Raw genomic sequence first — 15,287 nt, 5'->3', positions numbered from 1 at the left:
GGCAATTGCAGGAACGGCGTGATCGACTAGAAATCCCGCCAGATTGTCGGGAACGAAGGGGTTGTCCATGTGTGGGATTGTAGGGATCGTCGGCAAGGAGCCGGTTGCGGAGCGTCTGGTGGATGCGCTGCGGCGGCTGGAGTACCGCGGCTATGATTCCGCCGGCGTCGCCACCATCCATGACGGCGTGCTTGAGCGCCGGCGTGCCGAGGGCAAGCTCTTCAACCTCGAGAAGAAGCTCGCTTCCGAGCCGCTGGCCGGCAACATCGGCATCGCCCATACCCGCTGGGCGACCCACGGCATCCCGAACGAGACGAACGCACATCCGCATTTCGTCGATGGTGTCGCCGTCGTCCACAACGGCATCATCGAGAACTTCTCCGAACTGAAGGATGAACTCTCGGCGGACGGCGCCACGTTCGAGACGCAGACCGATACCGAGGTGGTGGCGCAGCTGCTCGCCCGCAGCCGGCGCGCCGGCATGGGGCGCCGCGAAGCGATGCTGGCCATGCTGAAGCAGGTCACCGGCGCCTATGCGCTGGCGGTGATCTTCGCCGACGATCCTTCGACCATCATGGCGGCCCGTTCCGGCCCCCCCTTGGCGATCGGCTACGGCCGCGGCGAAACCTATCTCGGTTCAGACGCGATCGCGCTCGCCCCGTTCACCAACGAGATCACCTATCTCGTCGACGGCGACTGGGCCGTCATCGGGCGTGACGGTGCCTTCATCTTCGACCATGACGGAAATGCGGTCGAGCGGCCCCGCCAGATCACCCAGGCGGCCGCCTATATGGTCGACAAGGGCAATCACCGGCACTTCATGGAGAAGGAGATCTACGAGCAGCCGGAAGTGATCTCCCATGCGCTGGCGCATTACGTCGATCTTGGCGCCCACACCGTCAGAACCGCGGTGAGCGACGCCATTGACTTTGCCTCGCTTCGCGGGCTGACCATCTCCGCATGCGGTACGGCGTACCTGGCCGGGCTGATCGGCAAATACTGGTTCGAGCGCTATGCGCGCCTGCCGGTCGAGATCGACGTCGCCTCCGAGTTCCGCTACCGCGAAATTCCGCTGTCGACGGATCAGGCGGCGCTGTTCATCTCGCAGTCCGGCGAGACAGCCGACACGCTGGCATCGCTGCGCTATTGCCATGATGCCGGGCTGAAGATCGGCGCGGTCGTCAATGTCCGGGAATCGACGATCGCACGCGAGTCCGATGCGGTCTTCCCGATCCTGGCCGGCCCCGAAATCGGCGTGGCGTCGACGAAGGCCTTCACCTGTCAGCTGACGGTGCTGGCATCGCTGGCGATCGCCGCCGGCAAGGCCCGCGGCCTCATTCAGGCGGACGAGGAAAGGCAGCTGGTCAGGCAGCTGACGGAGATGCCGCGCCTGATGAGCGGCGTGCTGAATTCCATCGAACCGCAGATCGAGGCCCTGTCTCGCGAGCTGTCGAAATACAAGGACGTGCTCTATCTCGGGCGTGGCACAAGCTATCCGCTCGCCCTCGAAGGCGCGCTGAAGCTGAAGGAGATCTCCTATATCCACGCCGAGGGCTATGCCGCCGGCGAACTGAAGCATGGGCCGATCGCACTGATCGACGAGAACATGCCGGTGATCGTCATTGCGCCGCACGACCGCTTCTTCGAGAAGACCGTGTCGAACATGCAGGAGGTCGCGGCCCGCGGCGGCAAGATCATCTTCATCACCGACGAGCGCGGCGCGGCCGCCTCCAAGCTTCCGACGATGGCAACGGTCACGCTGCCCAACGTTGCGGAAATCATTGCGCCCATGGTTTTCTCGCTGCCGATCCAGCTGCTGGCCTATCACACGGCGGTATTCATGGGCACCGACGTCGACCAGCCGCGCAACCTCGCCAAATCGGTCACCGTGGAGTAGTCCGTTTGGTTCGGCCGGGGCGCCGACGGTGCCGGCATCGTGGAAGCGGCACTCTTTGCGTTCATGCCTAAGCGCGTGTTGACGTCAGACCCGGTATTTCCAGAGCCTGCTCTTGCACGGTCCGGACTCGTCCGGCATTGTCGCCTTCAATCTCGAATTATGGCACTGCACAATAGTGACGGGCAATGGCGGACAAATTCGATCGCATTCCGGTGATGACGCGGCTCAGGAACAACTTCCTCACCGGGCTCATCATCTGCGCGCCTCTGGCGATCACCATCTGGCTGACTTTCGGTTTCATCCGCTGGGCCGACAGCTGGGTGAAACCCTACATCCCGACACGCTACAACCCCGAGAACTACCTCAATATCGCCATGCCCGGCCTTGGCATGCTGATCGCGATCCTCATGATCACCATGATCGGCTTCCTCGGCAAGAACCTGATCGGCCGGTCCATCGTCAGCTTCGGAGAATCGGTGCTGCACCGCATGCCGCTGGTGCGTACCATCTACAAGAGCCTGAAACAGATCTTCGAAACGGTGCTGAAGGAGCAATCGACCTCGTTCAAGAAATGCGGTCTGATCGAGTTTCCAAGCCCCGGCACATGGGCGCTCGTCTTCATCTCCGGTGACGCGCAGGGTGAGATTGCCGCACGGCTCAACGAAAATGGCGAGGAGATGATCAGCGTCTTCCTCGCCCCGACGCCTGTCCCGACCGCCGGCTTCCTGATGTTCGTGCCGCGCAGCAAGATCATCATGCTGGACATGACGCCGGAAGAAGGGGCCAGGCTGCTGATTTCCGGCGGGCTGATTGCGCCGGATTTCAAGCCGAAGGTGGTGCAGTCGACGATCGTGCCGACGGCGGTCAGCCCGCGCCCAGGAACCTGACGGCCTCGTCGCGACGGTGCAGGTACAGAAGCGTTCGTACGCTTTCTCCCCGCTCGCTGGTGAGGTCCGGATCCCGGTCGAGCAGATATGCAGCATCCTTGCGGGCGATTTCCAGAAGATCGGCGTGCGCCTCCAGGCTGGCAATCCGGAAACCCGGTGTTCCGGACTGTCGGGTGCCCAGAAGCTCGCCTTCGCCACGCAGTTTCAGGTCCTCCTCGGCGATCAGAAAGCCGTCCTCGCTGTCGCGCAGGATAGAGAGCCGCGCCCGGCCGGTCTCGCTGAGCGGGCCCTTGTAGAGCAGGATGCAGGTCGAAGCTTCCGCGCCACGGCCGACACGGCCGCGCAGCTGATGCAGCTGCGCCAGCCCGAACCGCTCGGCATGTTCGATGACCATGATGGTGGCATCCGGCACGTCAACACCGACCTCGACGACGGTGGTCGCGACCAGCAGCCGGATCTTGCCGGCCTTGAAGTCCCCCATGACCGCATCCTTCTCGGGACCGGCCATGCGGCCGTGCACGAGACCGACGTCGGCTCCCATCTCCTTGGCCAACACGGCGAACCGTTCCTCCGCCGACATCAGATCGGAGACGTCCGACTCCTCGACCAGCGGGCAGATCCAATAGGCCTTCTTGCCCTCGGCGAGCGCGCTCCTGAGCCGGGAGACGATCTCCCCGGTGCGCTCGGCAGGCAGCGTCACCGTCTGGATCGGCTTGCGGCCGGCCGGCTTCTCGGTAAGCTTTGAGACATCCATGTCACCGAAGGCGGCGAGCACCAGCGTGCGGGGGATCGGCGTTGCGGTCATCACCAGCATGTGCGGCGAGATGCCCTTGGCTGTCAGGCGCAGGCGCTGGTGGACACCGAAGCGATGCTGCTCGTCGACGACGGCAAGCACCAGGTTGCGGTAGCTGACGGCGTCCTGGAACAGCGCATGGGTGCCGATGATGATCTGGACGTCGCCCGAGGCGATCCTCTCGACGATCGCATCCCGCTCGCGGCCTTTGGTGCGTCCGGTCAGTACCTCGACGGAGATGCCGACCATGGCGGCGATCTTCGAGATCGTCGCGTGGTGCTGGCGCGCCAGGATCTCCGTCGGCGCCATCAGCACCGCCTGGCCGCCGCTTTCGACGGCTGCCGCCATGGCCATCAGGGCGACAAGCGTCTTACCGGCGCCGACGTCGCCCTGCAGCAGACGCAGCATGCGGTCTTCGCCGGCCATGTCCTTGAGGATTTCCTCGACCGCCTTCTGCTGGCTGGCGGTGAGGGAAAAGGGGAGGGTGGCCCGGATCCGCTCGGCCAGCTCCCCGGTCGCCTGGATCGGCCGGCCGGGCACCTTGCGCAGCCGTTGCCGCACCAGCGCCAGCGATACCTGCCCGGCCATGAATTCGTCATAGGCGAGCCTTCGGCGCGCCGGCGAGCGGGGATCGATATCGCCTTCGTCGCGCGGGTCGTGCAACTGCTGGAAGCTTTCCAGCACGGACGGAAAGCCCTGCCGCTCGGCCAGAGCCGGATCGGCCCATTCGCGTAGCGCGGGGAGACGCGCCACAGCACCTTCCACCGCTTTCCGCAGGACCTTGGGAGAGAGCCCTGCCGTCAACGGATAGACCGGCTCGACGAGCGGCAGATTGCCGGCCTCCGAGACCTTCACCATGAAGTCGGGATGGACCATCGACGGCCGGCCGTTGAACCAGTCGACCTTGCCGCTCACCATCACGATCTCGTCGATCGGCAGTGCCTTCTCCAGCCAGTTTCCCTTGGCGCGAAAGAAGGTCAGCGCCAGTTCGCCGGTGTCGTCGTGGAGGAAGACACGGTAGGGCATGTTCGGCTTGCCCGGCGGTGGCGGCTGGTGGCGGTCCACCCGTCCCTCGATGGTGACAATGGCGCCCTGCGGCGCGAGCGCGATCCCCGGCCGGTTGCGGCGGTCGATGATCGAGGACGGCGCATGAAAGAGGAGGTCGATGACCCGGCAGTCGTCGGCATCCTCGCGCCCCGTCACGCGCGCGATCAGATCGGCAAGCTTGGGGCCGACACCGGGGAGGGCTGCAACGGGCGAAAACAGGGGATCAAGGATGGCAGGACGCATGAGCGGCAAAATGCGCCGGATGTTGACTTGATTGCAAGGTGACGCAGGGGAAATTCCGACCTATATGAGCATCGCAAACCAGGGATCACTTCCATGACAGGACTTGTGCGCAGCAGCGCGGACCTCACGCCTCGCCGTCGCCGTATTCTCTACCGCTGCTGGCACCGCGGGATTCGCGAAATGGACCTCGTGTTCGGACAGTTTGCCGAACAGGAGATCGGCACGCTTTCAGATGCGGATCTCGACGAATTCGAGGCGATCATGGATGAGGATGACCATGATCTGCATTCCTGGGTGACCGGCGCCAAGCCGACGCCTGCGCATCGTCAGACGCCGCTCTTTGACCGCATTGCCTCCTACCGCCCGGATTTCGATCCCGTTACGACCGACAGCCTGCAGGCGAAGGCAGAGCATCAAGAATGATTGCAGGTTTCGATGCGAAGAAGGTTGCGGCGGCCACCAGCCCGCTGACCATCGGCAATGTGCCGCCCGGCATGGAACCGCTGCTGCTCGCCGAGCTCGCGCGCGCCGGCCAGGCGGTCGCCTATGTGATCTCCGACGGCCAGAGGATGGCCGATCTCGAACAGATGCTGGGCTTCGTCGCCCCCGACATTCCGGTCCTGACGCTGCCGGCCTGGGACTGCCTTCCCTATGACCGGGTCTCGCCGAGCCCGGATGTCTCCGCGCGGCGACTTGCTGCACTCTCGGGCCTGATCGCGCACGCCAGGAAGCCGCATGCGGCGATCGTACTGGTGACCGTCAACGCCATGCTGCAGAAGATCGCGCCGGCGGACGTTATCGAGAGCCTCGCCTTTTCCGCCCGCCCCGGCGGCGTCATCCGCATGGACGATATCGCAGCGCGGCTGGAGCGGAATGGCTTCGACCGCGTGGCGACCGTCCGCGAGGTCGGCGAATTCGCCGTGCGCGGCGGCATCCTCGACGTCTTTGTGCCGGGAACGGAAGAACCGGTGCGGCTCGACTTCTTCGGCGATACGCTGGAGACGATCCGGACCTTCGATCCGGCAAGCCAGCGGACGACGGGACAGGCGCGCTCGCTGGATCTCAACCCCATGAGCGAGGTGTCGCTGACACCGGAGACGATCAGCCGCTTCCGCAAGAACTATCTGTCGCTCTTCGGAGCGACGACGAAGGAGGACTCCCTCTATCAGGCCGTGTCGGAAGGCCGCCGCTATGCCGGCATGGAGCACTGGCTGCCGCTCTTCTACGATCACCTGGAAACCGCTTTCGACTACCTCAAGGGCTTCCGGATCGTCACCGATCACACCGCCCGGGAGGCGGCGACCGAGCGTTCGAAGCTCGTCACCGACTATTATGAGGCCCGCCGCGACAACAGCGGACTGGGGAAGGGCGCAGCCGCCCAGGGGGCGCCTTACAAACCGGTGCCGCCCGGTGAGCTCTACCTCGACGCCAAGGCGTTCTCCGCAGAACTCGACAGCGCCAGCGCCATCCGGCTGACCCCATTCAACGAGATGGATGCCGACAGCCGCCGCGTCGTGGCGCTTGACGCCCATGTCGGACCGCGCTGGGCAAAGACACAGACCGAGAAGGACGACCGCGACGAGAAGGTCAACGTCTTCGACCTGGCGGTCAAGCACATCGCCGGCAAGCGTGCCGAAGGCCGCAAGGTTCTGATCACCGGCTGGTCGACCGGCTCGCTGGATCGTCTGCTACAGGTCCTGGACGAGCACGGCCTGAAGCGCGTGAAGCCGATCGAAACGCTGGGCGAACTCCAGAAGCTTGCCAAGGGGGAGGCGGCCGCAGCCGTTCTGAGCCTCGAAGGCGGCTTCGAGACCGGCGATATCGCCGTGATCGGCGAACAGGACATTCTGGGCGACCGCATGGTTCGCCGCGGCAAGCGCCGCAAGCGCGGTGCAGATTACATTTCGGAAGTCGCGGGATTGGATGAGGGCTCGCTGGTGGTCCATGCCGAACACGGCATCGGACGGTTCGTCGGCCTCACGAATATCCAGGCCGCCGGCGCGCTGCGCGCCTGCCTGGAACTCCATTATGCGGACGACGCCAAGCTCTTCCTGCCGGTCGAGAACATCGATCTTCTCTCCCGCTACGGTTCGGACGCCGCCGAGGCAACGCTCGACAAGCTGGGCGGTGGAGCATGGCAGGCCCGCAAGGCCAAGCTGAAGAAGCGCCTGCTCGACATGGCCGACGGTCTGATTCGCATCGCCGCCAGTCGCATGACCCGCCGCGCCCCTGTCCTGGCAGCCCCGGATGGGCTCTACGACGAGTTTGCGGCGCGCTTCCCCTATGACGAGACGGAAGACCAGGCCACTGCCATCGAGGCGGTTCGTGACGATCTTTCCGCAGGCCGACCTATGGACCGCCTCGTCTGCGGCGATGTCGGCTTCGGCAAGACCGAGGTTGCGCTGCGTGCCGCCTTCGTCGCCGCCATGAACGGGGGGCAGGTCGCCGTGGTTGTGCCGACGACACTTCTGGCGCGCCAGCACTTCAAGACCTTCCGCGACCGCTTCCGTGGCCTGCCGATCCGCGTGGCGCAGGCCTCTCGGCTGGTGCCGGGCAAGGAACTGAACCAGGTCAAGAAGGATCTGACCGACGGCAAGGTCGACATCGTCGTCGGCACACATGCGCTGCTGGGAAGTGGCGTCAACTTCGCCAACCTCAGCCTTCTCATCATCGACGAGGAGCAGCACTTCGGGGTCAAGCACAAGGAGCGGCTGAAGGAGCTGAAAAGCGACGTCCACGTATTGACGCTGTCGGCCACGCCGATTCCCCGCACGCTGCAGCTGGCCATGACCGGCGTGCGCGAGCTGTCGCTGATCACGACCCCGCCGGTGGACCGCATGGCGGTTCGCACCTTCATCTCGCCCTTCGATTCGCTCGTCATCCGCGAGACGCTGATGCGAGAGCATTACCGGGGCGGACAGAGCTTCTACGTCTGCCCAAGGCTTGCCGATCTCGCCGACATCCAGGCCTTCCTGCAATCCGACGTGCCGGAACTCAAGGTCGCGGTGGCGCACGGACAGATGGCAGCCGGCGAGCTCGAAGACATCATGAATGCCTTCTACGATGGCACCTACGACGTGCTGCTGTCGACCACGATCGTCGAGTCGGGCCTCGACGTGCCGACGGCCAACACGCTGATCGTGCACCGTGCCGACATGTTCGGCCTTGCCCAGCTCTACCAGCTGCGCGGCCGTGTCGGGCGGTCGAAAGTGCGGGCCTTCGCCCTCTTCACACTGCCGGTCAACCGGACGCTGACGGCAATGGCCGAGCGGCGCCTGAAGGTGCTTCAGTCGCTCGATACGCTGGGAGCGGGCTTCCAGCTGGCCAGCCACGATCTGGACATCCGCGGCGCCGGCAATCTCCTCGGCGAGGAACAGTCCGGACACATCAAGGAAGTCGGCTTCGAACTCTACCAGCAGATGCTCGAGGAGGCCGTGGCCGAGGTGCGCGGCGACGACGAGATCGTCGACACCGGTTGGTCGCCGCAGATCTCGGTCGGCATCACCGTGATGATCCCGGAGACCTATGTTCCCGACCTGCATCTGCGCATGGGCCTTTACCGCCGTCTCGGCGAGCTGAAGGAGCTCGCGGAGATCGACGGGATCGGGGCCGAGATGATCGACCGCTTCGGACCGCTGCCGGTCGAGGTCCAGAACCTGATGAAGGTGGTCTACGTCAAGTCGCTCTGCCGCACCGCCAATGTCGAGAAGCTCGACGCCGGTCCGAAGGGTCTGGTGATCACCTTCCGCGACAAGCAGTTCCCGAACCCGGCAGGCCTCGTCGGCTATATCGCCAAGCAGGGCACAATGGCGAAGATCCGTCCCGACCAGAGCGTGTTCCTGACGCGCGACCTGCCGACGCCGGAAAAGCGGCTGACGACGGCCGCGCAGGTGATGAAGCAGATTGCGGAAATGGCACGCCAGCCGGCGTGATCAGTTGTCCAGTGCCTCGTCGACGGCTGCCATCGCATTGCCCTGCGGATCGGCTGCCACGGCGGGGGGCAGGGGAACGCCGCGCGCGCGTTCCCGGGCCAGTGTCAGCATACCGGATCCGATGATCAGGAGGATGCCGAGAACCATCGGCAGGTCGACGGCGTCTCCGAAGATCAGGTATCCGAAGAGGACGGCCCAGAGCATCTGGCTGTACTGCGTCGGGCCGACCAGCGCCGCCGGGGCATAGCTGGTGGCATACATCAGCAGGATCGTCGCCAGCGCCGCCAGCAGGCCGTAGCCGGCCAGCATCAGCCACTGCGAAGCGGTGGGCCAGGCGAAACTCGGCAGCATCAGAAGTCCGCAGACGACGAGCGATCCGATGACGCCGGCACCATAGAGCGACACGCTTTTCTCCGTGGGCCCGATGGCACGGTAGACGACGATGGAGATCGCGCCGCTGAGGCCGGCGAAGACCGCTCCGACATGGCCGATCGAGAGCTCCCGGAAGCCGGGGCGCAGGACGATCAGCACCCCCAGGAAGCCGATGGCGACGGCGCTCCAGCGCTTGATCCCGACCGTTTCCTTGAGGAAAAGCACCGACATGATCGTGACGAAGGAGGGCAGCAGGAAGATCAGCGCAAAGGCTTCCGCCATGGGCAGATGCGTGAAGGCGGTGACGCTGCTGATCGTGCCGAAGGCCGCCGAAAATGCGCGCAACAGCCAGAGCGGGCGGTTCGTTGTCCGCAGCATGTCGAGAGCGCTGTCGCCGCGCTTCATCAGGAAGGGCAGGCCGGTCAGGCCGAAGACGGCGCCGAGGAAGGCCATCTCGAAGGAACTGAGTGCGCCTTCGATCATCTTGACGGCGGCGTCGCTGAAGGAGAAGGCGGCGAAGGCCGCAAAGGCGAAGAGGATGCCCTTCAGGGTTTGGTCGGTCGACATCTGTCGCCTCCGTCAGATCATGCCCTTGCGAGCTTCCGCCTTCATGTTGGCGATATCGCGCAGGGCGCTGGCGAGAACATCCGGCTTCTGAGCGCCGCTGACGGCATACTGTCCGTCGAAGATCAGGAAGGGTACGCCGTTGACGCCCATCTTCTGGGCTGACTCGATCTCCTCCAGAACGGTGTCCTTGTCCGCATCCGAGGCAAGCAAGGCACCAATGACCGCCGGATCCAGACCGGAGGCTTCGGCAATCTGTACCAGCACGCCGTGGTCGGCAATGTTCAGGCCGTCTTCGAAGTGCCCCTTGAACAGGGCTGTTGCAACACGGTCCTGCAGCTCATTGCCCTCGATCCGCGCCCAGTGCAGCAGACGGTGAGCGTCCAGCGTGCTGGCGCGGACCTTGATGTTCTCGAACTGGAAATTGACGCCGATCTCCCGACCGTGTTCACGCAAGGTGTCCTGCATCTGGTCGAGACGTTCGGCACCGCCGAACTTCGCGATCAGGTGGCTGCGGTAATCTGTGCCGTCGCTTGTCGCATCCGGGTCCAGCCGATAGGGCCGCCAGTTGACGGTGACGCCGACCTCGTCCTGCACCTCGGCGATCGCCAGCTCCAGCCGCGCCTTGCCGAGATAGCACCAAGGGCAGACAACGTCGGACACGACATCGATGGTGATGCGCTCCATGGCCGCATCCTTTCCTGATGATGGCTTTCGCCGGTTCGGGCTGGCTCAGTCCTGCGCCCGCTTGTCAAACCAGACGGGGAGTTGGTAGCCGTAGAGGGGTGTGGCGTCTGGATAGCCGATGTAGCTGCGCCGCGCCACCCATTGTTCCGCGACATGATACAGCGGAACGAGATAGTGGCCGGAAATCAGCAGTCGATCGTAAGCCCGCACGGCCGCCTCGAAGTCCTCCCGATCGCGGGCTCCCAGCATGGCCTCGATCGCCCGGTCGATACTGGCGTCGGCGACGCCGGCAAAATTGTTGCTCCCCTCGCGGTCACGGGAAACCGACCCCCAGCGCCCCACCTGCTCGATGCCGGGCGAGAGCGACGATGGATACGACTTGACGATGACGTCGTAGTCGAAGGTTCCGGAACGGGACTGGTACTGCGCATCGTCGACGGTCCGGATGTCCACTTCGACCCCGATCATTCGAAGCGTCCTCTGGTAGGCGATCGCCAGCTTTTCCTGATCCTGGTTCTGGGTCATGATCTCGAACCGCAGCGGATTGCCGGACTGGCTCGCCATCTTGCCGTTCTGGATCGTGTAGCCGCCCTCCTTGAGGAGGTCGACAACCCGGCGCAGCACATTTCGGTCGCCGCCGGAGGCATCCGTCTGGGGCAGCCGATAGGAGCCATCCAGGACCGATGGATCGAGGTCGGCCTTCGTGTCGCCGAGAATGGCAAGCTCCCGGGCGTTGGCAACTGTGCCCAGCGCGGAGAGGGCCGAGTTCTGCCAGAAGCTCTCCGTGCGCGTATAGGCGCCCTCGAAGAGGTTCCTGTTTGCCCATTCGAAGTCGAACGCCAGCGCCAGCCCCTCACGGACATCGCGGTTCTCGAACATCGGCCGGCGCGTGTTGAAGACGAATCCCAGCATCCCGGTCGGCAGCTCGGGCTGGAACGCATCCTTGATCACAGCGCCATTCTGGACATCCGGAAAGTCGTAGGCCCTGGCCCAATGGACCGGGCTGCCCTCGGGATAGATGTCGACGACGCCCTTCTTGAACGCCTCGAACAGGGTGTTCTCCTGGAGGAAATACTCCACCGAGATCTGGTCGTAGTTGTCGAAGCCGACCTTGGCCGGAACGTCCTTGCCCCAGTAATCCGGGTTTCGCTCGAAGGTGATCCTTTCGCCCGGCCGAAGCGATTTGACCGTGTACGGTCCGGAGCCGACCGGGATCTGCAGGGACGACTGGTCGAAGGTGTCCGGATCGACGGCGTGCTTGGGCAGGATCGGTGTCGCGGTGGCCAGGATCAGCGGAAATTCGCGGTCCGACTTTTCGTTGAAGGTGAACTTCACGCTCCTTTCGCCGACTTTGTCCATCCTGGCCACCGGCGTCAGCCGGTTGCTGAAGGGCGTGCGTCCCTTGTCGCGCAGAAGCTCGAAGGTGAAGATCACGTCCTCGGGCGTCACCGGCATGCCGTCCGACCACTTTGCCGCGGGGTTGAGATTGAACTGGATGAATGTCCGCTCCTCATCCATCTCCACCGTCTGTGCGAGAAGCCCGTAGAGCGAGAAGGGTTCATCCGCCGAGCGCTGCATCAGCGGCTCGTAGAGGAGGTGGCCGAACTGCGGATCCCAGACCCCGCGCGCCGTTGTGCGCATGCTCTTGAGGATGAAGGGGTTCAGGCTGTCGAAGGTGCCGACGACGCCGTAGCGGACGCTGCCGCCTTTCTTGACGTCCGGCTTCACATACGGGAAGTGCTGGTAGTTGGCCGGCAGCGCCGGGTGCCCGTGCATGGCGATACCGTGGCGGGGCTCCGCAAGTGCCGGTGCTGCAAGCGCGAGGAGGAAAAGGAAGGGCAGGAGACGGCGCATGAACAGTCCTTTTCAGGGGTGGTCCCGATTCGGTGCAAAATACTGCAATGGCGCCATCCTACCAACCGCCCGGGAGCGTCTCCCTGCGACGGTCGCGCGGCTGGCGATCAAAAAAACGTCAGGGAGGACTGGATATCACTCCGGCGCCGATGTAACAAATTCGGCAAATGCGCGGAGTCATTCAATTGCCTCATTTCGCCGACAGGTGGAACGCAGTAGGACACCCGAGGGAGGACGGTTGAAACCGTACCCGAACGGATTTCAGGAGACCGATTCGTGATGAAAATCAAGGTAAACAAGGTTCTGCGGGCCACCATGTCCGTGCTGGCACTTTCGCTCGCAGCCGCGTCGGCACCGACCGTTGCGTCGGCGCAGGAAGCCGCTCCCGCCGCTGGCGGACCCGGCGGACCGCCGCTTGGCTGGTTCAAGACCTGCACCAAGCAGGACGACAGCGACCTTTGCGTCGTGCAGAACGTCAACCTGGCGCAGAACGGCCAGCTGATCACGGCAGTCGGCCTGATTACCCTCGAGGGCAAGGTCAACCGCAAGATCCTGCAGGTTTCGGTTCCGACCGCGCGCCTGATCCCGCCGGGCATCGTCATGCAGATCGATGGCGGCAATGGCCAGAAGCTCGACTACGCCGTCTGCCTGCCCGACAAGTGCACGGCCGAAGTGCCGCTGACGGATGCCATGATCGCAAGCCTCAAGAAGGGCGGCGAGGTCGTGTTCACGTCGATCAACTTCCGCCGTGCGCCCAACCCCATCAAGATCTCGCTGAACGGCTTCACAGGCGCCTTCGACGGGGAGCCGATCACGCAGTCGCAGTTGGCCGAAAGCCAGCGCAGCCTTCAGGAAGGCATGCAGAAGAAGGCCGAAGAAGCGCGCAAGAAGCTTGAAGACGCACAGAACGCGGCCAAGCAGGGCCAGTAAGCCAAGGCAGGCAAGAAACTTGCCCTAATCTGAAAACAGCGCCGGCGGTTTCCGCGGCGCTGTTTTTGTTTTCAAGCTGTTCGTTGAGCCGGCCTAGTGGGCCAGGATCATCTTCGGCTTCAACTGGCCCGACGGACCTTCATCGAAGATCTGGTAGACCTGGGGATTGCGAAGCGGCATTTCGCTTCCGTCATGCTCGAGGTTTTGTTCGGAGACATAGGCCACATATTCCGATTCATCATTCTCCGCGAGGAGATGGTAGAACGGTTGGTCCTTGCTCGGGCGGATCTCGGCTGGGATGGCATTCCACCAATCCTCGGAATTGGCAAATTCCGGATCCACATCGAACACGACGCCACGGAACGGAAATACCTTGTGGCGAACCACTTCCCCGATGGTGAACTTAGCGTTTCGTTGTTTCATGGTGCGACTTCCTTTCGCATCCTGATGTGGGAATAATTTCTCGACACATCAAGGGCATGGCGAAGGGGGAACGCGCCGGCGCGCGATTGGCTCCCCAGCGCGACGCCCGACGTCCGGCAAGGGCTGGGCCACCACGTCCACCTGAAGCCGATGAGACCGCCGGAAACAAAAACGGCGGGCCAAGGCCCGCCGCAGATGCGCTCTGTAAGTGGCCGGTTCAGGCCGAGTAGTACATGTCGAACTCGACCGGATGCGGCGTCATCTCGAAGCGCATGACCTCCTGCATCTTCAGTTCGATATAGGCATCGATCTGGTCGTCGTCGAAGACGCCGCCAGCCGTCAGGAACTTGCGATCCTTGTCGAGGCTTTCCAGGGCTTCGCGCAGCGAGCTGCAGACGGTCGGGATCTTCTTCAGCTCCTTCGGCGGCAGATCGTAGAGATCCTTGTCCATGGCCTTGCCCGGATGGATCTTGTTCTTGATGCCGTCGAGGCCGGCCATCAGCATTGCAGCGAACCCGAGGTAGGGGTTTGCCGTCGGATCCGGGAAGCGGACTTCGACGCGCTTCGACTTCGGTCCGGTGCCGAACGGGATGCGGCAGGACGCGGAGCGGTTGCGGGCCGAATAGGCCAGCAGCACCGGTGCCTCGTAGCCGGGGACCAGGCGCTTGTAGGAGTTCGTGGAGGGGTTGGTGAAGGCGTTGATGGCCTTGGCATGCTTGATGATGCCGCCGATGTAGAAGAGGCAGCTTTCCGAGAGGCCAGCGTATTCGTCGCCGGCGAAGGTCGGCTTGCCGTCCTTCCAGATCGACTGGTGCACGTGCATGCCCGAGCCGTTGTCGCCGTAGATCGGCTTCGGCATGAAGGTTGCTGTCTTGCCGTAGGCGTTGGCAACCTGATGCACTACATACTTGTAGATCTGCATCTTGTCGGCGTTGCGCACCAGCGTGTCGAACTTCACGCCGAGCTCATGCTGTGCGGCAGCCACCTCGTGGTGGTGCTTCTCGACAACGACGCCCATCTCGGTGAGCACCGTCAGCATTTCGGAGCGCATGTCCTGCAGGCTGTCGATCGGAGGAACCGGGAAGTAGCCACCCTTGACGCGCGGACGGTGTCCGAGGTTGCCGGTCTCGTAATCCGTGTCGTCGTTCGACGGCAGCTCGGAGGAGTCGAGCTTGAAGCCGGTGTTGTAGGGATCGGCCTTGTACTTCACGTCGTCGAAGACAAAGAATTCAGGCTCCGGTCCAACGTAGACCGTGTCGCCGATGCCGGATGCCTTGAGATAGGCTTCTGCCTTCTTGGCCGTCCCGCGCGGGTCACGGTTGTAGGACTCACCGGAAATCGGATCCAGAATGTCGCAGAAGACGACCATGGTCGACTGGGCGAAGAAGGGATCCATGTGCACGGTCGCCGGATCCGGCATCAGCACCATGTCGGACTCGTTGATCGCCTTCCAGCCGGCGATCGAGGAGCCGTCGAACATGACGCCATCGGCAAACATGTCCTCGTCGACGGCTGCAATGTCCATCGTCACATGCTGCAGCTTGCCCTTGGGGTCGGTGAATCGCAGGTCCACGAACTTGACGTCGTTTTCCTTGATCTGTTTCATGATTTCGCTTGCGGTCGTCATTTAGCGCTTCCTTGAATTTGATATGACGATT

The 15,287-nt window shown here is 63.6% G+C and carries 11 protein-coding genes; 5 read left to right on the top strand and 6 right to left on the bottom strand.

What is annotated here, in order from left to right:
- Positions 1 to 67 precede the first annotated feature (67 nt).
- Positions 68 to 1,897 (top strand): glutamine--fructose-6-phosphate transaminase (isomerizing), encoded by a 1,830-nt coding sequence (glmS, locus tag EO99_RS0108480; protein ID WP_029618214.1) that lies wholly within the window; start codon positions 68 to 70, stop codon positions 1,895 to 1,897.
- A 185-nt stretch (positions 1,898 to 2,082) separates the two neighbouring features.
- Positions 2,083 to 2,784, top strand: a complete 702-nt coding sequence (locus EO99_RS0108475) for a DUF502 domain-containing protein (RefSeq protein WP_051679764.1) — start codon at positions 2,083 to 2,085, stop codon at positions 2,782 to 2,784.
- Here EO99_RS0108475 and recG read toward each other — a convergent pair.
- Positions 2,762 to 4,867 carry an ATP-dependent DNA helicase RecG gene (gene recG / locus EO99_RS0108470; protein ID WP_029618212.1) on the bottom strand — a complete coding sequence of 702 codons (2,106 nt, stop codon included), beginning with the start codon at positions 4,865 to 4,867 and terminating at the stop codon, positions 2,762 to 2,764. The genes EO99_RS0108475 and recG overlap by 23 nt on opposite strands.
- Positions 4,868 to 4,960: 93 nt before the next feature.
- Between recG and EO99_RS0108465 the strand changes: the two genes are divergently transcribed.
- Together EO99_RS0108465 and mfd are read left to right on the top strand one after the other, a co-directional pair.
- Positions 4,961 to 5,290, top strand: coding sequence for an FAD assembly factor SdhE (locus EO99_RS0108465; protein WP_029618211.1), 330 nt, complete (start codon positions 4,961 to 4,963; stop codon positions 5,288 to 5,290).
- Complete coding sequence (mfd, locus tag EO99_RS0108460) at positions 5,287 to 8,799, top strand: transcription-repair coupling factor (RefSeq protein ID WP_029618210.1); 3,513 nt, start codon at positions 5,287 to 5,289, stop codon at positions 8,797 to 8,799. Before EO99_RS0108465 ends, mfd begins: the two co-directional genes overlap by 4 nt.
- Here mfd and EO99_RS0108455 read toward each other — a convergent pair whose 3' ends face one another.
- From EO99_RS0108455 to EO99_RS0108445, 3 genes are read right to left on the bottom strand one after another with little or no spacing between them, the layout of a single operon-like run.
- Positions 8,800 to 9,738 carry a DMT family transporter gene (locus EO99_RS0108455; protein ID WP_029618209.1) on the bottom strand — a complete coding sequence of 313 codons (939 nt, stop codon included), beginning with the start codon at positions 9,736 to 9,738 and terminating at the stop codon, positions 8,800 to 8,802.
- A 12-nt stretch (positions 9,739 to 9,750) separates the two neighbouring features.
- Positions 9,751 to 10,422 carry a DsbA family oxidoreductase gene (locus tag EO99_RS0108450; protein ID WP_029618208.1) on the bottom strand — a complete coding sequence of 224 codons (672 nt, stop codon included), beginning with the start codon at positions 10,420 to 10,422 and terminating at the stop codon, positions 9,751 to 9,753.
- Positions 10,423 to 10,467: 45 nt separating this feature from the next.
- Positions 10,468 to 12,276, bottom strand: a complete 1,809-nt coding sequence (locus EO99_RS0108445) for an extracellular solute-binding protein (protein WP_029618207.1) — start codon at positions 12,274 to 12,276, stop codon at positions 10,468 to 10,470.
- A gap of 279 nt (positions 12,277 to 12,555) precedes the next feature.
- On the opposite strand from EO99_RS0108445, the gene EO99_RS0108440 reads away from it, so the two are divergent.
- On the top strand, positions 12,556 to 13,206 hold the full coding sequence (locus EO99_RS0108440; protein ID WP_029618206.1) for an invasion associated locus B family protein: 651 nt from the start codon (positions 12,556 to 12,558) through the stop codon (positions 13,204 to 13,206).
- A 93-nt stretch (positions 13,207 to 13,299) separates the two neighbouring features.
- On the opposite strand, the gene hspQ is transcribed toward EO99_RS0108440, so the two are convergent.
- Entirely contained in the window at positions 13,300 to 13,629 is a 330-nt protein-coding gene (hspQ, locus tag EO99_RS0108435) for a heat shock protein HspQ (protein WP_029618205.1), read from the bottom strand.
- 217 nt (positions 13,630 to 13,846) lie between these two features.
- Positions 13,847 to 15,256 (bottom strand): type I glutamate--ammonia ligase, encoded by a 1,410-nt coding sequence (gene glnA, locus EO99_RS0108430; RefSeq protein ID WP_029618204.1) that lies wholly within the window; start codon positions 15,254 to 15,256, stop codon positions 13,847 to 13,849.
- Between the last annotated feature and the right edge of the window lie 31 nt (positions 15,257 to 15,287).

This window comes from Pseudorhizobium marinum, assembly GCF_000705355.1.
GTDB classification, from domain to species: Bacteria; Pseudomonadota; Alphaproteobacteria; order Rhizobiales; family Rhizobiaceae; genus Neorhizobium; species Neorhizobium pelagicum.
Note: the sequence above shows the minus strand (reverse complement) of the source record. Positions and strands in the feature narration are given on the sequence as shown.